The organism is Novosphingobium sp. 1529, assembly GCF_040544855.1.
Lineage (GTDB): Bacteria > Pseudomonadota > Alphaproteobacteria > Sphingomonadales > Sphingomonadaceae > Novosphingobium > Novosphingobium capsulatum.
Genome location: NZ_JBEPKW010000002.1, coordinates 562,385 through 583,107, shown reverse-complemented (window position 1 = coordinate 583,107; position 20,723 = coordinate 562,385). Strand labels below are relative to the sequence as shown.

The 20,723-nt window shown below is 65.7% G+C and carries 16 protein-coding genes; 8 read left to right on the top strand and 8 right to left on the bottom strand.

Annotated elements, in window-relative coordinates; genetic code table 11:
• Positions 1-141: 141 nt before the first annotated feature.
• Complete coding sequence (locus ABIC78_RS07900) at positions 142-3,048, bottom strand: TonB-dependent receptor plug domain-containing protein (RefSeq protein WP_169047754.1); 2,907 nt, start codon at positions 3,046-3,048, stop codon at positions 142-144.
• 275 nt (positions 3,049-3,323) lie between these two features.
• On the opposite strand from ABIC78_RS07900, the gene ABIC78_RS07895 reads away from it, so the two are divergent.
• Complete coding sequence (locus tag ABIC78_RS07895) at positions 3,324-5,540, top strand: TonB-dependent receptor (RefSeq protein WP_354488737.1); 2,217 nt, start codon at positions 3,324-3,326, stop codon at positions 5,538-5,540.
• Between the two features lie 73 nt (positions 5,541-5,613).
• The gene (locus tag ABIC78_RS07890; protein WP_354488735.1) at positions 5,614-6,513 is read left to right on the top strand and encodes an alpha/beta hydrolase fold domain-containing protein; all 900 of its coding nucleotides are present in this window, start codon (positions 5,614-5,616) and stop codon (positions 6,511-6,513) included.
• An 11-nt stretch (positions 6,514-6,524) separates the two neighbouring features.
• Here the strand turns inward: ABIC78_RS07890 and ABIC78_RS07885 are convergent, their stop codons facing one another.
• Together ABIC78_RS07885 and ABIC78_RS07880 are read right to left on the bottom strand one after the other, a co-directional pair.
• The gene (locus tag ABIC78_RS07885; protein ID WP_354488733.1) at positions 6,525-7,724 is read right to left on the bottom strand and encodes a hypothetical protein; all 1,200 of its coding nucleotides are present in this window, start codon (positions 7,722-7,724) and stop codon (positions 6,525-6,527) included.
• A 177-nt stretch (positions 7,725-7,901) separates the two neighbouring features.
• Positions 7,902-8,963 (bottom strand): SDR family oxidoreductase, encoded by a 1,062-nt coding sequence (locus ABIC78_RS07880; protein WP_354488731.1) that lies wholly within the window; start codon positions 8,961-8,963, stop codon positions 7,902-7,904.
• 127 nt (positions 8,964-9,090) lie between these two features.
• Here ABIC78_RS07880 and ABIC78_RS07875 point away from each other — a divergent pair, with 127 nt between their 5' ends.
• Entirely contained in the window at positions 9,091-9,477 is a 387-nt protein-coding gene (locus tag ABIC78_RS07875; protein ID WP_022676560.1) for a winged helix-turn-helix transcriptional regulator, read from the top strand.
• 14 nt (positions 9,478-9,491) lie between these two features.
• On the opposite strand, the gene ABIC78_RS07870 is transcribed toward ABIC78_RS07875, so the two are convergent.
• Both ABIC78_RS07870 and ABIC78_RS07865 read right to left on the bottom strand, forming a co-directional pair.
• Positions 9,492-10,403, bottom strand: coding sequence for a ketopantoate reductase family protein (locus ABIC78_RS07870; RefSeq protein WP_354488729.1), 912 nt, complete (start codon positions 10,401-10,403; stop codon positions 9,492-9,494).
• Between the two features lie 100 nt (positions 10,404-10,503).
• On the bottom strand, positions 10,504-11,400 hold the full coding sequence (locus tag ABIC78_RS07865; RefSeq protein WP_022676558.1) for a LysR family transcriptional regulator: 897 nt from the start codon (positions 11,398-11,400) through the stop codon (positions 10,504-10,506).
• A gap of 88 nt (positions 11,401-11,488) precedes the next feature.
• Here ABIC78_RS07865 and mdlC point away from each other — a divergent pair, with 88 nt between their 5' ends.
• The 4 genes from mdlC to ABIC78_RS07845 all read left to right on the top strand — a co-directional run bounded on the left by mdlC (position 11,489) and on the right by ABIC78_RS07845 (position 15,767).
• A complete protein-coding gene (gene mdlC, locus ABIC78_RS07860) occupies positions 11,489-13,045 on the top strand; it encodes a benzoylformate decarboxylase (RefSeq protein ID WP_354488727.1) in 1,557 nt (518 codons plus the stop codon).
• Positions 13,046-13,050: 5 nt separating this feature from the next.
• A complete protein-coding gene (locus ABIC78_RS07855) occupies positions 13,051-14,412 on the top strand; it encodes an aromatic ring-hydroxylating oxygenase subunit alpha (RefSeq protein ID WP_354488842.1) in 1,362 nt (453 codons plus the stop codon).
• Positions 14,409-14,903, top strand: coding sequence for an aromatic-ring-hydroxylating dioxygenase subunit beta (locus ABIC78_RS07850; RefSeq protein ID WP_354488725.1), 495 nt, complete (start codon positions 14,409-14,411; stop codon positions 14,901-14,903). Before ABIC78_RS07855 ends, ABIC78_RS07850 begins: the two co-directional genes overlap by 4 nt.
• A gap of 93 nt (positions 14,904-14,996) precedes the next feature.
• Entirely contained in the window at positions 14,997-15,767 is a 771-nt protein-coding gene (locus tag ABIC78_RS07845) for an enoyl-CoA hydratase-related protein (RefSeq protein ID WP_354488723.1), read from the top strand.
• 12 nt (positions 15,768-15,779) lie between these two features.
• Here ABIC78_RS07845 and ABIC78_RS07840 read toward each other — a convergent pair whose 3' ends face one another.
• Both ABIC78_RS07840 and ABIC78_RS07835 read right to left on the bottom strand, forming a co-directional pair.
• Positions 15,780-17,129, bottom strand: a complete 1,350-nt coding sequence (locus ABIC78_RS07840) for an ATP-binding protein (RefSeq protein WP_354488721.1) — start codon at positions 17,127-17,129, stop codon at positions 15,780-15,782.
• On the bottom strand, positions 17,126-17,797 hold the full coding sequence (locus tag ABIC78_RS07835) for a response regulator (protein WP_062784559.1): 672 nt from the start codon (positions 17,795-17,797) through the stop codon (positions 17,126-17,128). The genes ABIC78_RS07840 and ABIC78_RS07835 overlap by 4 nt, the downstream gene beginning before the upstream one ends.
• Positions 17,798-17,905: 108 nt before the next feature.
• On the opposite strand from ABIC78_RS07835, the gene ABIC78_RS07830 reads away from it, so the two are divergent.
• Entirely contained in the window at positions 17,906-18,553 is a 648-nt protein-coding gene (locus tag ABIC78_RS07830; RefSeq protein WP_354488719.1) for a hypothetical protein, read from the top strand.
• A 45-nt stretch (positions 18,554-18,598) separates the two neighbouring features.
• Here ABIC78_RS07830 and ABIC78_RS07825 read toward each other — a convergent pair whose 3' ends face one another.
• The gene (locus ABIC78_RS07825) at positions 18,599-20,710 is read right to left on the bottom strand and encodes a TonB-dependent siderophore receptor (protein ID WP_168350958.1); all 2,112 of its coding nucleotides are present in this window, start codon (positions 20,708-20,710) and stop codon (positions 18,599-18,601) included.
• Between the last annotated feature and the right edge of the window lie 13 nt (positions 20,711-20,723).

Sequence of the window (20,723 nt, the reverse complement as noted above, 5' to 3'; positions counted from 1 at the left end):
GGAACCTGTGCGCCAGAGGGAGCCGCCGATAGGTCTTGGCAGCAGGCGCATGGTGGCGGGCGCCACGCCTGGCGTCCAGCCGGCAGGTGCGCTTGGCCCCTGCCGGCACTGGCGCCACGTGTGGAAACCCGCCACCCACGATCAGAAGCGCGCCGCGATGCGGGCGTAGACCTGCCGCCCGAACGGATCGGCGATCGAGGGCAGATAGCCGTTGTACTTGGCAAAGCCGGGCGCGGTGTTGAAGATGTTGATCATCCCCAGCGTCAGCGCATAGCGATCGTCGTGGCCAAAGTTCAGGCTGTATTGCGCATCGAACACCGAAAACGCGCTGACCTTGGTGGTAACGGCGGGCACGACGGCGCCGGTGCCCGAGGTGTTGAGGCTTTGCCCATAGTCATCCTTGACGCCGGCGGTATAGCGCCAGGTCAAAGACAGGGTGTGCGGGCCATAGCCGGCATCGATGCCAGCCACGCTGCGCCAGCGCGGCGCGGCCGAGGACGAGGTGGGCGACTGCACGAACGCGTTGCGATAGCCCACGCCATCATAGACCACCGAGCCGGTGATGTTGCCATTGGCATCGCGGCGCAGAATGCCGGTGTCGACATCGTAGGCCAGCAGATAGGTCAGCGTGTCGCGCAAGGTGAGATGCAGTTGGCCAGCGTCAAACGCATACTGGCCCTGAATGTCGATGCCCGATGTCTTGGTGCCGCTGGGCGCATTGAAGCTGGTGACGACCACCGATTGCAGCGTGCCGGTCAGTGGGTCGCGCAGTACCGCGGCGCCGTTGGGCGCGGTGTTGACCACCTGCTGCGGGTTCTGTGTCGAAATCTGGTTGTTGAACTGATACTTCCAGTAATCGATCGAGAACCGCGCGCCGCGCGTCGGCACGAAGGTGGCGCCCAGGTTATAGACTGTGGACGACTGCGGCTTGAGGTTGGGATTGCCGTAGGTCTGGATCGTGCGGAACGAAGTGGTGCCATCGACCGGATCGGTGACGTTGACCACGTTGGTGCCGATCAGCGAGGCGGAACCGTTGGCCAGCGAGGGAGCCTGGAACGCCTTGCTGTAGGAACCGCGCAGCGAGAACCAGTCGACCGGGTGCCAGTTGGCCGCCACCTTGGGCACGGCCTTGCTATAGCCACCGGCATCTTCATAGCGGCCAGCCACGTTGAGCGTCAGGCTGTCGATCGGCTGGTAATTGGCTTCGGCGAACACGCTCTTCACCTCGCGCGAGAACGCGGTGTTGAGGTGCTTGCCGAGGAAACCGCCATAGCCCGACAGCAGCAGGTCGGAATAGTTGGTGGTCGATTTCTCGCGGCGATACTGCGCGCCGAGGGCGACGTTGATCTCGTGCCCGGCAATGCTGGCCAGCGGGCCATTCACCACCGCTTCGGCGATATAGTATTCGCGCTTGAAATCGGTGAAGACATCGCTTTGCAGATTGTAGATCAGCGACGGATCCATCTGCGACAGGTTGGCCTGGAACGGGCTGTAATAGAGGCAGCTGCCCTTGCCGGGCACAGCGCCGCTGCCACCGCCCAGGAAGTTGGTGTTGCAGTTCGGTCCGCCATAGCCGCGCAGCGCGGCCTGGAACATGTTCATATCGGTATCGCGATCGCGGGCGATCGTTTGCGAGGCGGAATAGGTGGCCGTCGCCAGGTACTTCCAGCGCCCGACCAGATTGCCGCGCGCGCCGAGCACGTAGTGCTGCTGGTTCACCGTATCGCGCATCACGCGATATTCGTATCCGCCCGGAAAGCCCTGCGCCCCGATCGCCCGGCCATAGAACAGCACATCGACGCCAAAGGGATTGTAGGGGTTGGACGCAGGCATCGTGGCGTTGCCCGCGTTCTGGGCATAGGACGGCACGCCAAACCGCTCGGAATCCTGATGGTAATAGCTGAGTTCGGCAAACAGCGTATTGGCGTCGTTGATTTCGAACGTGGTGTCGTTGTGGATGTTGACGCTGCGCGCACGCGGGCGGATCGGGTTCTTCGGCTGGAAATTGTAGAGGCAGTTGCCAAGGCCAAAGGCCGCGCCGCCAGTGGGGGAATAGACGCTGTTGGTGCCGTCGGCCCCGCAATTGGGATCGACCACCTTGAGCGTGCCCGTGGCCGACTTGTTGGCATCATAGAGCGCGGTGTAATCGTTGCCGTTGATCACAACGTGGCCGCCCGTGGCGGTGAGCGGCCGGCCGGTCAGCAGATAGCTGCCCGGATAGCCGGCCGCGGTGGGATTGAAGAAATTGGTGACGGCGCGATCGGAATTCTGGAGATTGTCCTGAAACCGGTAGGACGCCGAAAGCACGGTGTGGAAGCGATCGTTGCCCACGCCCATCATGGCCTGCACGTTCCACGCCGGGGAATCGGCGATGCTGGTGAACTGGGCGCTGGTCTTGAACCCGTTGAACTTGGTGTCGGTCAACACGTTGAACACGCCCGCCACGGCATCGGCACCATAAGTGGACGATGCACCATCGAGCAGAACCTCGACCCGCTGGATGGCGATATCGGGCGTCAGGCTGTTGAGGTTGACATAATCGTCACCGGCCTGCGGGGTCACGCGGCGGCCGTTGAGCAGCACCAGCGTGGAGCCGGCGCCCAGGCCGCGCAGGTTGGCCGAACGGGTATCGCGCGTATCCGCGCCGCCCTTTGACAGATCCTGCAAGCCGCCGGTGCTGCCCACGTTCTGCGGGATGAAGCGGGTGAGGTCGCCAATCGAGGACGAACCAGTGCGCGCGATCGCGGCGTTATCGACTGCGAGAATGGGCGAGGCGCGGTTCTCCTGGCGGATATTGCCGAGGTAGGAGCCGGTCACCACGATTTCCTGCGGCTTGGCTTCCGGCGCGGCTTGATCGGCAGGCGGCGTTGTCTGCGCTGGCGTGGCCTGCGCGGCTGCCGCGCCGTGCCAGCCCATCACGCCCATGGCGAACGCCGTGCCGACGAGCAGATTGTGCTTGATCCCGTGATAGCCCTTCATGTGCACCTCCTGATCACCATCGCCGGGGAGGCGCAGCCAGGGATGCCGCCGCAAAACGCGGCGTGCCATCGTTGCTCTCCCCACCATGGCGGTGTTTTCTTGTGAAGGCGCAATGGCGGACGGCCACGATCAAGTGAAATACAATTGGTCTATCGTCTTATAACGTGAAGTTATAAATCCATGGGGTTGGTCGGTCACGCTGATGGCACCGATGGCGACCCGCCAAGGGCGCGGGCGCAGCTTTCCAAAATGGGCCGCTATTTAAATCCCGCGTGGCCGGGCAGACACGGGCCCGCAACGTTTGGCCGCGTCAAGCAGGGCCGAAAAAGGGAGAGGGGAGCACCATGCTTCAGATTCACGGTAATTTCCGCGCGCATGCCGCAGCCTCGCTGGGCGCGATGGCGCTGGCGTTGGTGGGGACCAACGCTTTCGCGCAGGCCGCCACCGAGGCGGCGCCAGCTCCGGTGCCCGCGCAGGCCAGCCCGGCACCGGGCGAGATCGTCGTTACCGCGCAGCGCCGCTCGGAAAGTTCGCAAAAGGTTGCCATCGCGCTCACCGCGGTGGGTGGAGACCAGCTCACGCAGAAAGCCGTGCTGGTGCAGCGCGATCTGCAGAACGTGGCGCCCGGCCTTACCATCACCAAGGCAGGCCTCACCGAATCCATCAACATCCGCGGCATCGGTCTGTCGAGCGGATCGCCGCAAGTGGCCAATGGCGTCGCCACTTATGTCGACGGGCTGTTCCAGCCGCCGATCGCGCAGAGCTTTGATCTCTACGACATCCAGAGCATCGAAGTGCTACGCGGGCCACAGGGCACGCTGGTCGGCTCCAACTCCACCGGTGGGGCGATCTTCATCAATTCCAAGCGCCCCAAGCTGGGCGATCTGGGTGGTGACGTGACAGCCGAATACGGCAGCTACAAAAATGTCCGCCTCAACGGCGCGATCAATGTGCCGGTAGGTGACAACCTGGCCTTGCGCTTTGCCACCAACCAGCATTGGCGCGATTCCTATTACACCGATCTTGGCCCCTACAAGAACCAGCCCGACAGCCTGAAGGAACACGATGAGCGGCTGTCTGCGCTCTACCAGTCCGGCGGCTTTACCGCCTATTGGAAGGGCGAACTGGCGCAGAAGAGCACGGGCGGCTATGCCTATCAGCCGATCGCCGGAACGCAGTTTGCCGCCGGCCGCCAGGCGACGCCCTACGAGCTGAACTACGACACCAAGACCGCGAATTTCGAGCGCGCGTTTACCACGGCGCTGGAATTGAAGTACCAGACCCCTGGCGGTCTCGTTGTCCGGTCGGTGAGCGGATACCAGAACAAGCGCGTCTGGAACGTCTATGATCTGGATGGCACCAATCTGGCGCAGGTCGCTGGGCCGTTTGGCGCGCAGTATGAAGATCAATATGTGCGGGAAAAGGAATATTCCCAGGAAATCAACATCATTTCCCCTGATTCCAAGCCGCTGAACTTTATTCTGGGTGGCTATTACCAGCACAACGATATCGACGTGCTGCTGCATTTCACCGGCACCGCGCCGTTCCCGATCGTGGTCAATCCGATGAACAGCAAGACCACGATGGGCGCATTTGCCCAGGTGAACTATCGCGTTACCGAAAAGCTCGAAATCCAGGCGGGCGCGCGCTATTCGCACTATCATGTCGATGGCACCGGTGGCGTTTATCTTGGCGGGCCGCCGCCTTCGGCCTTCCTGACGATTCCGCAGACCGGCACCGAGGCCGATGGCCGCATGACCGGCAAGATCGCGCTGAACTACAAGCCCGATGCCGACAACATGCTCTATGTCTTTGCCGCCCGTGGCTACAAGCCGGGTGGGATCAACCCGCCTGGTGGCATGTTCAACCCGGAAACGGTGTGGGACTTTGAAGCGGGCTGGAAATCGAGCTTCCTCGATCGGCACGTGCGCACGCAGATCGGCGTATTCTATAACAAGTACAACAATTTCCAGATGGATGTGATCAGTCCGGCGTCTGGTCAGAATGGCGTGGTGAACCTCGCCAATGCCACGATCAAGGGCTTTGAAGGGCAGCTTCAGGCGAAGCTGGCCGGTTTCGGCCTCGACGCCGGCGTGTCGTATGTGGATTCGCAACTCAGCAGCGTGACGGTGATCAACAAGTGGCAGCCGGGCGCCGCCACCGCGCAGTTGCCGGCCTGCGCCACCGGGGTAACCAGCAACTGCTTCCCCTACCAGTTCATCACGTCTGATGCCGGGCCGAACCTGCTGTCGCCGAAATGGACCTGGAACGCCGGCCTGGATTACACCTATTCGCTGGGCGAGGGGCGCTCGATCGTGCCCCGCGTGAACTATTCCTACATCGGGTCGCAATGGGCCTACGTTACCTATCTGCCGCAGTTTGACTTGATCAACGCGCGCCATCTGGTCAATGCCAGCGTCACGCTCAACTGGGACAACTTCAAGGTGGAGCTATACGGCACCAACCTGACCAAGGAATATTTCGTGACCGGGCAATCCGGCCTCAACGAATTCCGCACCGCGCCGCGCGAGTTCGGCGTGCGTCTGGGCGCCAAGTTCTGATGGTGGCATCGCTGCCTGGCAGCATCGGTCGGGGTCACCCGGCCGATGCTGCATCGCTGATGGAGCGCCTGCCATGCCATTGATTGCCGATACGATCGCGCGGGCAATGCAGCGGATGGTGGCGCCACGGCTGGCCCAGCCGGAAAGTGGGCTGGCGTTTCACGAAATTCCTCGGCGTTGCCGCACCATTACGATTCCAACCACGCAAGGGAGTGCTGCGGCCACGGTGTTCGCGCCGCACAACACGGCGGGCCCGGTGCCGGTTCACGTCAACTTCCATGGCGGTGGCTACGTCATGGGCCACCCCGAGCAGGATGATGCATTTTGCGCGTTCCTGGCCGAGCGGGCCGGCGTCTGTGTCATCAATGTCGATTATGCGCTGGCGCCGCAGCGACGCTTTCCGATAGCGGTAGAGCAAGCCTGCGAGGTGATCCGCTGGGTGGCGGCGCAGGCGGGGGCGCAGGGGTGGGACGGCGATCGGCTGACCGTGGGTGGGCAAAGTGCCGGTGGCGGTTTGGCTGCTGCTGCCAGCCTGCTGCTTGCCCAGGCAGGCGGGCCGCCCATCGCCGCGCAGATCCTCCATTACCCGCCGCTCGATCTCGTCACGCCGCCTGCACACAAGCAGGCCCGGGCGGCGCGTCCGGTCATTTCACCGGGTGTCGCGCGGCTGTTCAATGCGGTCTATGTGCCCGATCCATCGATACGTGCAGATATGCGCGCCTCGCCGTTGGTGGGCGCACCCGATGATTTGCTCGACAAGGTGCCGCCGGCGATCGTCATTGCCGCAGGGCTGGATCTCTTGCGGGCAGAGGCTGCCGCCTATGCCCAGCGCCTGAACGCGCGCGGCCGCTTGCTGGAATATATTGAGGTGCCCGATCAGGACCACGCCTATAACCTGCGCGGCGGCACGCGCGAGGTGGTAGAGGCAGTCTATCTTCAAATCGCCCGACATATTGCGCGCCTTGGGCGCTGATTGTCCCAGCCTTACCAGTAATCCTGCAGGGCCAGTTGGCAGCGCCACTGCGCTTCGTTGGGGGCATCCTGGCTGCCGCCAATCAGATGGGCATGGATCTGCCGGCTGGCCTCGAACAATTCGCGGGCGGCGGCTTCGGGCAGGTCGGCACTGCGGGTGCGCCGAATAAGGATCGATCCCGCCATGGCGCGGGCAATGAAGTGCAGCACGCCGTTGCCCGACATATCGGCAATATCGCGGATGAAGCCATACCAGTTCTGGCCCAGCACCGTGGCATTGGGCGCCTGCTGCATTTTCTGGAACGAACGCTCGACGCGGTCGAGATAGCGGGCATCCTGTCGCGCCCGCGCCAGATCGATCATCCCGATATTGGCGCGGTTGAGCACGGCGCGGCAACGATCAGGCGAGACCGCGTTGGCAGCGATAAAGGCGTTGATCATATGCAGCGCCCTGCCAGCTTGCGGTTCGCAGGCAAACACGCCACCGCCGCGGCCGCGCCGCATCACCACGTGCTGGGCATCGGCCAGGATGCGCACGGCTTCCACCGCCACTTCCAGGCTGGTGTCATGGGCTTCCGCGATGCTGGCGAGCGAGCCCAGGAACGTTTCACCGGGCGGCAGCAGAGCGATCTGCTGGCGCAGTTTCGCCGCCAGGCGATGCCCGCGCGAGGCCGGCTCTTCAAGCTCGGACCAGGTTGGAAGCAACGCCTGCGTCTGGCACGGCGCACGGGTTTGCTGCACCGGTGCGTCTTGCAGCATGGCCCGCACCAAGCGCCCCAGCGGATCATCCTGCCCGACAATTTCCGCCTGCAGCCATTGGCGCGCATCTTCCATCGCGGCCGGCGAATTGCTGGCAATGATGTCACTGCGGATGGTGTCCAGCGTCTGGTCGAGGCCGGGCAGGCACACGCGCAGCCCACCCTTGCCCTTGCCGCCGCGCCGGGGTTCCATCACACCGCGCAATTGCAGGATGCGGCTGGTCTGCCGCGCCACGCGGCGGCCAACGCCAAACGTCGCGGCAACACTGCCTTCGGTCAGCACGACAGCGGGGCTTGGCGTCAGGCAGATCGACTGCTCGATGCGGTCGGCAACGGTGGCTGGGGTCGATCCGCCCAGGTCATGGCCATTGATCACGCGCCCGAACAGGTCGCGCGCGCGCGACAGCGTGGGCGTGTCGGCGATGGGTAACGCGCTCTCCTGCAAATTGGCCACGGCCGATATCCCACCCCATGCAGCCGCCAATGCGGTCTGTCGCGGCACCGTGCCTGACAAAATCACAGCGGGCAACACCCCGGCAATGGCAAAATCGGTGCCTTTTGGGGTGGAATACCGGCGCGGTGCCGGTGAAGCGTGCCGCGCCATGACGGTGGTGGCGCGGCACGCGGCGTTTCAGGGGATCAAGCGTTCGGCGCGCAGCTGGGCGAACAGATCGAAAAAGGCAGTGTCCGTCGCCTGATAGCCGGTAAATCCCAGGCTGCGAGAGCGCGCCATGTCGGTTACCACCTCGATCGGGCGGCCCAGGTCTGCGTCGGTGTGCCAGGGCGAGGCGAGCCGGGTGAGGTCTGCTTCTGCCAGGCCTTCGCGCGCGGCGATGCTGCGCCACACCGGAGCATCGCCCGCCATCTGATCGGCCAGTGGCCGCACGCTGCCGTCAAACCCGGCCGGTTCCACGCCAAACCATTGCGCCAGGCGTGGCCACATCCAGCGCCAGCGGAAGATATCGCCATTGGCGCAGTTGAACGCCTGGTTTGCCGCAGCGGGCGTAGTCGTGGTCCACAGCAGTTGCTGCGCCAATTGCCGCGCGTCGGTCATGTCGGTAAGCCCATTCCACTGCGCCGCGCATCCCGGGAAGTGAAATGGACGGCCCAGTTCACGGCACAGCGTGGCATAGACCGCCAAGGTGGTGCCCATGTTCATCGCGTTGCCCACGGCCTTGCCGATCACGGTGTGGGGGCGGTGCACGCTCCAGGCAAAGCCGCTGCGTTGCGCGGCGGCGAAGAGTTCGTCTTCCTGGGCATAATAGAAATTGTCGAGCGGCAGGCGGGCTTGATCCTCGCGAAACGGCGTATCGGGCAGGTTGCCCTGGCCATAGGCTTCGAACGGACCAAGATAGTGCTTGAGGCCGGTGACCAGTGCCACATGCCCGACGCTGCCAGCCGGCTCCACCGCGCGCAGCAGGTTGCGCACCATGGCCGCGTTGACCGCGATGTTTTCCTGTTCCGTGGCGCGGCGCAGCCAGGTGGTGACGAACACGGCATCGGGTCGATGCCCGGCAAGTGCGGCGGCGGTGGCAGTGGCATCGGTGAGGTCTGCGGCGATCGGCTCCACCCCGGGCAGCGGCAGCGGATTGCGCGCCAGGCCCAGCACGCGCCAGCCTTGGGCATGAAGCAGCGTGGCAATGGCCTGGCCGGTGATGCCGGTGGCCCCGGCAACAAGGGCAGTCTTGGTCATCGATGGTTCCTTGTTGAGCAAAAACCGCTAATTGGGGCGCCGCTCGCCCGGCGCCAAGAAGGCACCAGATGGTAACCACTGGCGTTGGAAGGGCAGCGATATCGTTGGCAAAGCAAGGAGTGCCGCCGTGATACCGGGCAGCCCGGAAGAGGAATGGCGCGAGGATTGTGCCCCGCGCCGGATCCTGGAACTGTTTGCCACTAAGTGGACCAGCATGGTGCTGCACACCCTGCATGCGCGGCATGACGGGCGGGCCCGCAGCGCGGCGCTGCTGCGCAGCCTGCCGGGCATTTCCAAAAAGATGTTTGCCCAGACGGTCAGGGAAATGGAGGCGAGTGGCTTGCTGGCGCGCACCACGCGCGATGATGTCGCACCGCCTGAAGTGGATTATGCGCTGACCGCGCTGGGCCAGCGCTTCGTCGTACCGGTCGAGGCGCTGTATGGCTGGGCGCGCGACAATGCCGACGCGCTCGACGCGCTGACCCCGCGCGCGCGATCGCGGCGGCGCGGCTGATCAGGCCATGGCGGTCATGCCGGCTCGCCCAAGCATACCAGATCGGTGACGAGTTCAAGTGTGGGAGCGGCAAGGCCATGGCGGGCAGCAATGGCCAGCACCGCGCCGTTGATGGACTCGACCTCGGTGCGCCGGCCGGCGAGCCGATCTTGGAGCATCGAGGGCTTGTGCCCGGTGTGATTGGCGAGGGCAAAATCGACCTTGGCCATGGTTCGAGTGCGATCGAACGCGATGCCCTCCGCCCGGGCAATGGCGGCGATTTCGTCCATGATCATGCCGACGATGCGGCGGATCGGGGCGCTGTCCAAGCGGCCGACGGGCACTTGCCCCAGCGTGCAGAGCGCATTGAGCGCGCTGTTGAAGGCAACCTTGTCCCACACCATTGCCTCTACCTCTGGGGCGAAGCGGGCGTTGAGGCCGGCGCCATCGAGGATATCCGCCACATGGCGCGCCTGCGTGTCGGCGGCCGCGATCAGTCCTGCCAGCCAGACATGGCCTTGCCCGTGTGAAGAAACCGCATTGGCACCGTGCAGGTCCGCGGGAAAGTCGGTCACGCCCCAGACGATGCGCTCGCGCGGAAACACCGTCGCGATGGCGTCGGTATTGCCCAGCCCGTTTTGCAGGGTCAGCACGGTACAACCGGTATCGACCAGATGCGCGGCAGACGCGATTGCTGCGGCACTGTGCATGCCCTTGGTGAACAGGACCAGCAGATCGACCGGCCCGTCCACCGCAGCGATCGGGCAAGCGCCGACCCGTGCGGCAAAATCACCATCGTCCAGTGACAGCGCAATGCCTTGCGCGGCGATCGCGTCCATCCGCGCCTGGTCCACGTCGGCCACGGTCACCCGATGTCCGGCCAGGGCCAGCTTTGCCGCAAACAGGCAGCCCATTGCGCCTGCACCGATTACCACGATCCGCTGCATCCCCGAATTCTCCCACGTGTGCACACAGGCGCGTGTGCCTGCACAGGCGCGAGTATCCGGATCGGGATTTGACAGTGTCAACCCGCCGGCCGGGCAGGGCTCACAGCGGCACGATTGGCAGGTAACGCAGGAACCGCTGCGCGGCATCGGGCAGCACGCCCGCCCTGCGGCGATAGACCCAGAATTGCCGCCAGGTTTCCAGCGCCGGCACGCTGAGCTGGCGCAGGCGCCCGCTGGCGACATAGGGTTCGAGCAGCGGGACCGGCAACCAGCACAGCAATTGGCTGGCCCCGGCAATGGCGATCATCGTTTCGACCGAACTGGTGCGCGCCACGACGCGGGCCTGGTGCCCCAGTTGCGCGGCCAGGGTTTCGAACCGGATGCGCGGGGTCAGCCCCGCCTCGGGCATGACCCAGCCATGGGCAAAGACGCTGGCGAGATCGGGGCTGTCGGCGATCGGGTTGTCGGCGGCGCAGAACACGGCAAACATGTCGGCATGGTCGCAGCGGCCCAGGCACTGCGCATCGGCGGCGTCCTGCTCCACCCGGCCAGAGGTGATCGCTAGGTCGATCTGCCGCTGCTCCAGCGCGCGCACCAGGCCGCTGTCGACGTCTTCGATCGCCTCGAACGCCAGGTCGGGGTTGTCGGCCAGCATCTGCCCGGCGTGCGTCGCCACCAGGGTGCGCATCACGGCGGCGGTCGCGCCAATGCGCACCACGCCGCGCCGCAGCCCGCGAAACGCCGCCAGTTCATCGCGCAGCGTGTGCATGTCGGCCAGCAGGTGGCGGGCATGGCGTTGCAGCAGCACGCCCGGATCGGTCAGCACCATGCCGCGCGTGGTGCGATCGAACAGCGGCTGTTGCAGCCGTTCCTCCATGCGGTGGATCAGGCGGCTGAGCGCGGGCTGGGTCAGATTGGCCTGGCGTGACGCGCGCCCCAGGCTGCCGCATTCGGCCACGGCCAGAAAGGCTTTCAACTCGCGCTCATCAAAATCCATGCGTTGACGGTATGACTTTCTCCTGGATTTGCAATTGAACTTATCGCCAAATGCGCGAGACTGCGGCAAAAGATCGGGAGATTTCAGGATGCGGACCGTTCGCGACGTGACAATCACGCTGTTGCGCGAGCTGGGCATGACCACGCTGTTCGGCAATCCCGGCTCCACCGAACTGCCGCTGTTCCGCGATTTTCCCGATGATTTCCGCTATGTCATGGGGCTTCAGGAAAGCGTCGTGCTGGGCATGGCCGATGGCTTTGCCCAGGGCACCGGCCGCGCGGCGTTCGTCAACCTGCACAGTTCGGCCGGGGTGGGCCATGCCCTGGGCAACCTGTTCACGGCGTGGAAAAACCAGACTCCGCTGGTGGTTACCGCCGGGCAGCAGGCGCGGGCGATCCTGCCCTATGAACCGTTCCTGTTTGCCGAGCGTGCCGCGGAATTTCCGCGCCCGTTCGTGAAGTGGGCGTGCGAGCCGGCACGCGCGCAGGATGTGCCCGCGGCAATCGAGCGGGCCTGGCTCGTGGCGATGGAACCGCCCTGCGGACCGACGTTCGTCTCCATCCCGATCGATGATTGGGACCAGCCTTGTCCGCCACACCAGGTCCGGCGCGTCGCTGCCGATCGCCTGCCATCGACTGTGGCCATTGCCGAATGCGCGGCCGCACTCGATGCGGCGCGGCAGCCGGCGCTGGTCGTGGCGGCCGGCGTGGCGCGCGACGGCGCGTGGGAGCAGGTGGTGGCCCTGGCGGAACGCCACCAGGCGCGCGTCTACGTTGCGCCAATGGCGGGGCGCTGTGGGTTTCCCGAAGACCACGCGTTGTTCGGGGGCTTCCTCACTGCCAGTCGCGAGGCGATCGTGGCCACGCTTGCCAGCCACGACGTGATCCTGGGGCTGGGCGGGCCGGTCAATCTCTATCATGTCGACGGGCAGGGGCCGCACATGCCGCCCGAGGCAGATCTCTGGTTGATCGGTGACAATCACGTTCACGCCGCCTGGGCGCCAGCGGGGCGGGCAATCGTGGCGCAATGCCATCATGCGCTCGATGCCCTGCTTGCTGCCTCCCGTCCCGCGCCGCGCGCCCGGCCTGCGCCCTTGGTACGGCCGGCGCGGCTTGATGGCGTGGCCATGACCGATGGCTATGTGCTGCAACGGCTGGCCGACCTGCGCGCGCCGCAGACGATCATCGTGGAAGAGGCACCGTCGAGCCGCGGGCCGATGCATGATCGCCTGCCGATCCTTTGCCCCGATACCTTTTACACCACCGCCAGTGGCGGCCTCGGCCATGGCCTGCCGGCGGCAGTCGGCATGGCGCTGGCCCGCCCGCACGACAAGGTGATCGCGGTCTTGGGCGATGGGTCGGCGATGTACGCGATCCAGGGCCTGCATGCCGCCGCGCAATGGAACCTGCCGATCACGTTCCTGATCCTCAAGAACGGACGGTACGAGGCGCTGCATCATTTCGGCCGTCATTTCGGCATGCAGCATCTGGTCGGCACGCAGTTTTCCGAGCTGGATTTCGTGGCGCTGGCGGCCGGGCACGGCGTTCCGGGCCGATCGGCCAGCGACGCTGCCACGCTCGATGCTGCATTGGCCTGGTCGCTCGCGGCGGCCGGGCCGACGCTGGTGGAAGCGGTGATCGATTGAGCCGGGTGGGAGACAAGGCGATGGGCACGTTTCAACTGGCTGACCTGATCGACGATCGGCCGGACGAGGGCATCTTCCGCGTGAACCGCGCGATCTTCACCGATGCCGATGTCTTTGCCGCCGAACAGCGTGCGATCTTCGAGCAGGGCTGGGTGTTCCTGGGCATGGAATCACAGGCTGCCGGGCCGCACGATTTCTTCACCACCACGATCGGCCGCGCCCCCGTGCTGGTCCAGCGCGATGGCGAGGGGCAGTTGCGGGCCTTCATCAATTCGTGCCCGCACAAGGGCGCCAGGTTGGCACAGGTGCGCCAGGGCAACGCGCGCCTGCATGTCTGCCCCTATCACAGCTGGAGCTTTGACAGCGCCGGCCGCAACCGCGCGATCAAATGGAAGAACGCGGGCTGCTATACCCAGGCGTTCGACAGCGAGGACCATGGCCTGGCGCCGCTGCCCCGCTTTGGCAACTATCGCGGCTTTCTGTTCGGCAGCCTGGCGCCTGGCGAACTATCGTTGGCCGATTACCTGGGTGAGGCGGCCAAGCTGCTCGACCTGGTGGCGGATCAGAGCGAGGATGGACTGGAACTGGTGCCGGGTCAGGTCACCTTCACCTTTGCCGCCAACTGGAAGCTGCAGCTCGAAAACTGCTCTGACGCGTATCATTTCACTTCGGCCCATCCCTCCTACATCAGCGTGCTGGAGCGGCGGCAGCAGGAAATGAGCGCCGATGTGGTCGCATCGGTCTGGGAAAACAGCGATTACTGGAAGGAAGAAGCGCAAGGCGTGGCGGGAGGCAGCTTCAGCTTTGATCACGGCCATGTGCTCAACTGGGGCATATTCGGCATCACGCCGGCGATCCCGCTGTATGAGCAAGCCGGTGCGCTGGGCGCGCGGCTGGGCGAGGGCAAGCGCGACTGGATGTTCAACATGCGCAACCTGACGATCTTTCCCAATCTCCAGATCGCCGAAAACGCCTCGAGCCAGTTGCGTGTAATCCGCCCGATCGGCCCGGGGATGACCGAGATGCGCACCTGGTGCATCGCGCCCAAGGGCGAAAGCGCCGCGGCGCGGCGCCAGCGCATTCGCCAGTATGAAGATTTTTTCAATCCCACCGGCATGGCCACGCCCGATGACACGGTGTCCTATGAAAACTGCCAGGCCGGCTTTGCCGGCACGGTGCAGCCCTGGCTGCAAGGACACGGGCGGGGGATGACCGCGACCCAGCCGGGCGGCAATCGCTTTGGCGACCGTATCGATCTCAAACCCGCGCACAATGTGCTGGCGGATTCGCGGCTGAGCGATGAAACCCTGCTGCAGAACTACTATCGCGCCTGGGCGGCACGCATGGCGCCGGAGCTGGCTGCATGAGCCACGCGCTGACATACGAGGCCGCGCGCGACCTGCTCTACCGCGAAGCCCTGCTGATGGACTCTGGGCGCTATGCCGAATGGCTGGCGCTGTTCACGCCGGACATCGAATTCTGGATGCCCACCTGGCGTGACGAGGTCACGCTGTCCGACGATCCGGATCGCGAACTCTCGCTGATCTACTATCGCGGGCGGCGCAATCTCGAGGACCGGATCATGCGCCTGCAATCGGGGCTGTCGGTGGCATCCAGCCCAGCGCCACGCGTTGTCCACCTGGTGTCGAACATCCTGGTGACCGACGCGGAACTGGGCACTGTCTCGGCGGCGTTCACCTGTCATCGGTTCGATGTGCGGATGGACCGGGCCGACGTGTTCTTTGGCCGATATGAATATCGCCTGGTGCGCACCGAGGCGGGGTGGTCCATTGCGCGCAAGAAGATCATCCTGCTCAACGATACGATCCCGACGGTGGTGGATATCAACGCCATCTGATCGCCCCACGCTTGCGCCGGAGCTGGCCAGCGTCGATGGTGCCTGGCTGCGCGCCGCGAACAAGGCAGCGGGTCGCCAAGAGGATGCAGGATGATGGATTTCCAGACCGTGCGCTATGCCCGCGAGGGCGACGTGGTGACGATCACGCTCGATCGCCCGGATCGGCTCAATGCCTTGAGCGAGACGATGTTCGTCGAACTGGGCCAGGCGCTTGACCTTGCCGTGGCCGATGGCGCGCGGGCGGTGGTGCTGACGGGCGAGGGGCGCTATTTCTGTTCAGGCGCTGATCTGGGCGGTAATGCAACCGATGACCTGGGCGCAACGCTCGATGCCTATTATCATCCCGTGGTCACGCGGCTGGCTGCGCTCGACGTGCCACTGGTCACTGCGCTCAATGGCCCGTGCGCCGGCGCGGGGATGAGCCTGGGGCTGGCTGGCGATCTCGTGGTGATGGGTGAGAGCGGCTACCTGCTCATGGCGTTTGCCAATATTGGCCTGGTGCCCGATGCCGGGGCGACTTGGCTCGCCGCGCGCAGCATTGGCCGCTGTCGCACTCTGGAGTTGGCCCTGCTGGGCGAGCGGCTTGGGGCCGCAGAGGCCAAGGCGGCTGGCCTGGTGACGCGGGTAGTGCCCGATAACGATGTCATGGCCGAGGCCATGGCCCTGGCGCACCGGCTTGCCGCTGGCCCCACGCTCGCGCTGGGCATGATCCGCCGGCAGGTTGCGCGTGCGCTGGAATGCGATTTTTCGACGACACTGGAGATCGAGCGCGCCAACCAGTCGGCCGCCGGCCGCACTGCCGATTTTGCCGAGGCGATCGAAGCCTTTGCGCACAAGCGCAAGCCGCAGTTCACCGGGCGCTGAGCGGAAGGGCCGCTATCGGGCGGCGCGCAGCGCCAGCTCAACGCGCAAGCCACCCTGGGCACCTTCCGCCAGGTTCAGGGTGCCGCCGTGCAGCGCCACAAGGTCGCGCACGATCGCCAGGCCAAACCCGTCGCCCTGTGGTGCTTCATCGAGGCGGACGCCGGGTTGCAGCGCCAGTTCGCGCTGGTCGGCGGCAATCCCCGGGCCATCGTCTTCGATCGCCACGCGTGTGCGGTTGCCGTCTGCCCAGGCCGTGACGGCAATGGCCGAACGGGCGTGGCGGGCCGCATTGTCGAGCAGATTGCCGAGGATTTCCGACAGGTCGTGCCCATCAAGTGAGACGGCCAGCGCGCTGGGCACATCGACCGATAACGCCAGGCCGGGGTGAAGCGAGCCGATCACCTGCGCCACATCGGCCACGGCCGGGGCCAGGGGCGTGCGGGCGCGATGCGCCACCGCTGCGGTGCGGGCGCGGGCGAGGTGATGGCGGATGACCTCTTCGATCCTGGCGATCTGGCTGGTCGCGCGGGCGTCGCCGTCCACCGTCAGGGCCAGCGTCGCCACAGGGGTTTTGAGCGCATGGGCAAGATTGGCGGCAGAGGCGCGGGCCGCCTGCAAGGCAGCGGCGCTTTCACGGGACAGCGCGTTGAGTTCGACCGCCAGCGGTTTCAGTTCGGCTGGTTGATCCTCGTCCACGGTAGTGCGCGTGCCGTGGCGAATCTGACCAAGCTGATCCCGCAACGCGGCAATCGGCCTGAGCGCCAGGCGAAGCTGAAACAGCGCGGCCAGCATGAACAGTACGGCCAGTACGGCAATGATCGACAGGAGCGGGACAAGCGCGGCGCGGATGGGCCGGGCAATCACTTGCGAAGGCGCGGCGGCGATTAGGGTAACCGCACCCCGGCTGGTGCGGATCACCGCCTGCCGGGCATGAACCCGGCCGCCGCTATCCTGGCCATCACGCGGGGCGGATGGCGTGGTCACGCCCTCCGCCGCCGGAGCGGGCGCACCGGGCGGCGGCGGCGGCAAGAGCGGGGGGTGGGGCGGGGCCAGGGGCGCTGGATCGAGCGTGGGAAAATCGGACGAGCCGATTTCTCCGTCTGGCCCGACGATCCGCCAGCGCCAGTCGGGGCGCAGCGTCATGACGCCGATCTGATTGTCGATGCGGGCGCGGTCGATCGTGCCATCGTCACGCACGGCACTGGCCATCACGGCGATCTGCGCGTCGAGCCGCTGGTCCAGGCCCTCGGTCACGAAACGGGTAAGGATGCCGGCGATCGACCATGCCGCGATGACGAGCGCCGCCAGAGCGGCGATCGCCGACAGCGCCAGCATCCTGGCCCGCAAAGACTTGGGTTTCATGCCGCTACGCCGCTCGCCGTCAGGCGATAGCCCCGCCCGCGCACGGTTTCGATCAGGCTGGCGCCGATCTTGCGCCGCAAACGCCCGATGATCACGTCGAGCGTATTGGAATCGACATCGGCATCGCCTTCATAGATGCGCTCGATCAGGTCGAGCCGCTCGACCACTGCTTCGCGCCGCATCATGAGTTGCGACAGCACGCGCCATTCGAACGCGGTCAGCTTGAGCGGCAGGCCATCCAGTTCGAACTGGCCGGTCTGGCTTTCGAAGACCAAGGGGCCGCAGACCATCTGCGGGTTGGCATGCCCGGCCGCGCGCCGCACGATGGCGCGCAGGCGCATCATCAGTTCCTCGATGCGGAACGGCTTGGTGAGATAGTCGTCGGCGCCGGCCTTGTAGGCAGAAACCTTGTCGGCCCAGGCCTCGCGCGCGGTCAGGACGAGGACGGGCACGGTCTTGGCGCCCTTGCGCCATTCCGCCAGCACCGCCGCGCCGGTTTTCCCAGGCAGGCCAAGATCGAGGACCACCGCATCATAGGGTTCGGTCTCGCCCAGGTGCTGCGCGTCGATGCCGTTGTCGACTAGGTCGACCGCGCAGTTCTCGCCGCGCAGCTTGCGGGCAATCGCCTCGCCCAGGTCGGGATCGTCTTCAACAAGCAGGATGCGCATGGCCGCTCAATACCGCCGCAGGTTAAACCGAACATGAAACGCCAGCTTCAGGCTGCGTCGGAAGGGGCAGCATAGAACGGGGCCATCGACAACCCAAGGAGTTGAAAGATGGTCGATTGGAAAAATCCGGTTGGGCACATCCCACACCGTATGAAGCTGGCCAGCGGCGTGGCCGTGTTGCTGGCCCTGGGCGGCGCCGCGGGGGCGGGGGCAGTTGCCTATACCCGTCCGCCGGTGGAAATGGCGCCGACCGTGCCAACCGCGATTGCCCAGGTGCCGCAGCGCAGCGGGATCACCACGGTGAAGGGCAAGGTCGCCGAGGTCTATGGTGATCGTTTCGTTCTGCAGGATGGCACGGGCCGTTTGCTGGTCGATGTCGGCCGCGATGGGGCGGGCCAGGTCCGCTCTGGCAATGCGCTGATGGTGCAGGGCCGGTATGATAATGGCCAATTGCGCGCCTCGTACCTGGTCGATCCACAGGGTGGCGTAACCCAAGTCGGTGCGCCGCCTCCGCCTCCGCCTCCGCCGCCTCCGCCGCGTGGCCCCGGCCGTGATGCGCCGCCGCCCCCGCCACCGCCACCGCCCACTGGCGCAGGTGCGCCGCCTCCGCCCCCACCCCCGCCGCCGAGCGATGGTTCGGCTCCCCCGCCTCCGCCTCCACCGCCGGCTGCCGGTGCGAATGGTGCCGTCGGTCAGCCAGGGCCGGGCACGCCGCCGCCGCCGCCGCCCGTGGCGCCAGGCGCAGCGACCAAGTAACCCTGTCGCACAGCCGCGCCACTTGCTGGCGCGGCTGGAGCGCGTTCAAAAGCTTACGGCGGCAGACAGGCGCAGTGTCCGCGCCGCGCCGACATAAAGCGTGCTGCCACCGGTGGCCCAATAGCGCGTGTTGGTCACGTTGTCGGCATTGGCGCGCAACGTCATCGTGCGGCCCGCCGCCAGGGCCAGCCGATAGCTAGCGCCAAGGCTGAGCGTGGCATAGGCGGGCAGCACACCCTGGTTGAGCACGTCGGTAAAGCGCTTGCCGGTGTAGTAGACGCCCGCGTTCAGCCCCAGCGGCAGCGCACCTACGGGCTGCCAGTTGACGAAGGCCGAGCCTGACCAGCGCGGCGCGTTGTCCACCAGCTTGCCGTCTTGCGCGGCCACCCCGGTCTGCCGCTGGCGGGCGACAAGATATTGCCCGGCCAGCGCCACCGATACGCTCGGCACGATCGTTCCCTGGACCGATGCCTCGATCCCCTGGTGCAGGGCACGACCGTTGACGACGTAGGTGTTGGTGGCCAGATCGGTATAGGCAAGGCCGCGGTTGATGCGGAACCAGCCGAGCGACAGCAGCATGCCGCCCGCTTCGGCCCGCGCGCCCAGTTCCAGCTGCCGGCTGCGCACTGCGGGCAGGACGCTGCCGGCATTGGTCGTGCCATCGGGCGCGGTGCCGGCGCTTTCCAGCCCCTCGATATAGCTGAAGTACAGACTGGTCTTGGGCGTGGGGCGCAGCACCAGTGCTCCGGTGGGTGTCCAGGTGCGCAGGGCAAAATCGGTGCTGGTGGTGCGGGTGCGATAGTCCACGTGGCGCACGCCCGCGATCACCAGCAGTTTTTCACCGATATGCGCCTGGTCCATCGCATAGAGACCGGTATCGATGTTCACGCTGCCGGCGGTAAGCCGCACGGTGGTGGGGGTAAGTGCCGACAGCGGCAGGGCCAGCGGCGCATAGAGGTTTTGTTTTACCGCGGCATAGCTTTGCGGGTGCTGGTCTTCCTGCACCTGTCGGTTGCGGGCATAGCCCAGCAGCAGTTCGTGGCGGATGCCCAGGGTTTGCGCCTCGCCGGCCAGTTCCGCCCGCCAATAGAGATTGGCGTATTCCTGATCGGGGGTGTAGGTCGCCGCGATCGTGCCGGCGCCGGTCACCAGGTTGGTTTTGCCGATATTGGCGATCATGCGCTGGCGGCGGGTGTTGGCATAGCCGCCTTCGACGCGCACCGACCACGTGCCGGCCAGCCGATAATCCATGCGGCCCAGGGCGTTGGTCACCCAGGTGCGATAGGGTGCGTTGACCGGGGCATAGCGGTTATGCGGGCTGGGGATCGCGGGCAAGGTGATCACGCCGTTGACCGCGGTGGGCAGGGTGATGCCGCCCGGTTCATCGGTTGCGCGGCGATAGTGCTCGACATCGAGCTTGAACGACAGCCGATCGCTTGCCTGCCAATCAAACGCCCCGCTGGCGAGATAGCGATAGCCGTTGACCCCATCGATCGGTGTTTCGATGTGCGAGCCATAGGCGTTGATGCGGATGCCGATGGCATCACCTGCGCCCACCTTGCGGCCGATGTCGAACCCGCCGCCCACGCTGCCTTCCACATCGCCATCGACATAGAGGCTCGTCACCGGGCGATCGCCAGCGCGCTTGGTTACCACGTTGACGATGCCTGAGGGCGTGCTGAGCCCGTAATAGAGCGCGGAAACGCCCTTGAGCAGTTCGACGCGCTGCTTGTTTTCCACCGGGATCGGGCCAAGATTGATGATCTGCAACGCGCCGTTGAGGCGGTAGTTGGTGCGCGCGTTGAGCAGCACGCCGCGCGCGGCAAAGTTGTTGCTCGTGGTCGGGCTGGTCGATTGCTGGGTAATGCCCGGCGTGTTGCGCAAGGCATCGTCGAGGCCCTTGGCGCCCTGGTCATCCAGCATGGCGCGGGTGATCACCGCGACATTGGCCGGCGTATCGAGCGCGGATTGATTGCGGAACGCGCCCACCTGCACCACCTGCGCGCGATAGGGCGCTTCTTGCCGCCCGGTCACCACGATCTCTTCGTCGAGCTGGCGTTCGGCTTGGGGGGCCTCGCCATCCGGCGCAGCAGGAGCGGGAGCAGCGGTGGCGGCGGCGACGCTTGCGGCGGCCGCCGACGCGAGCAGAAACAGCATGATACAGGTCCCC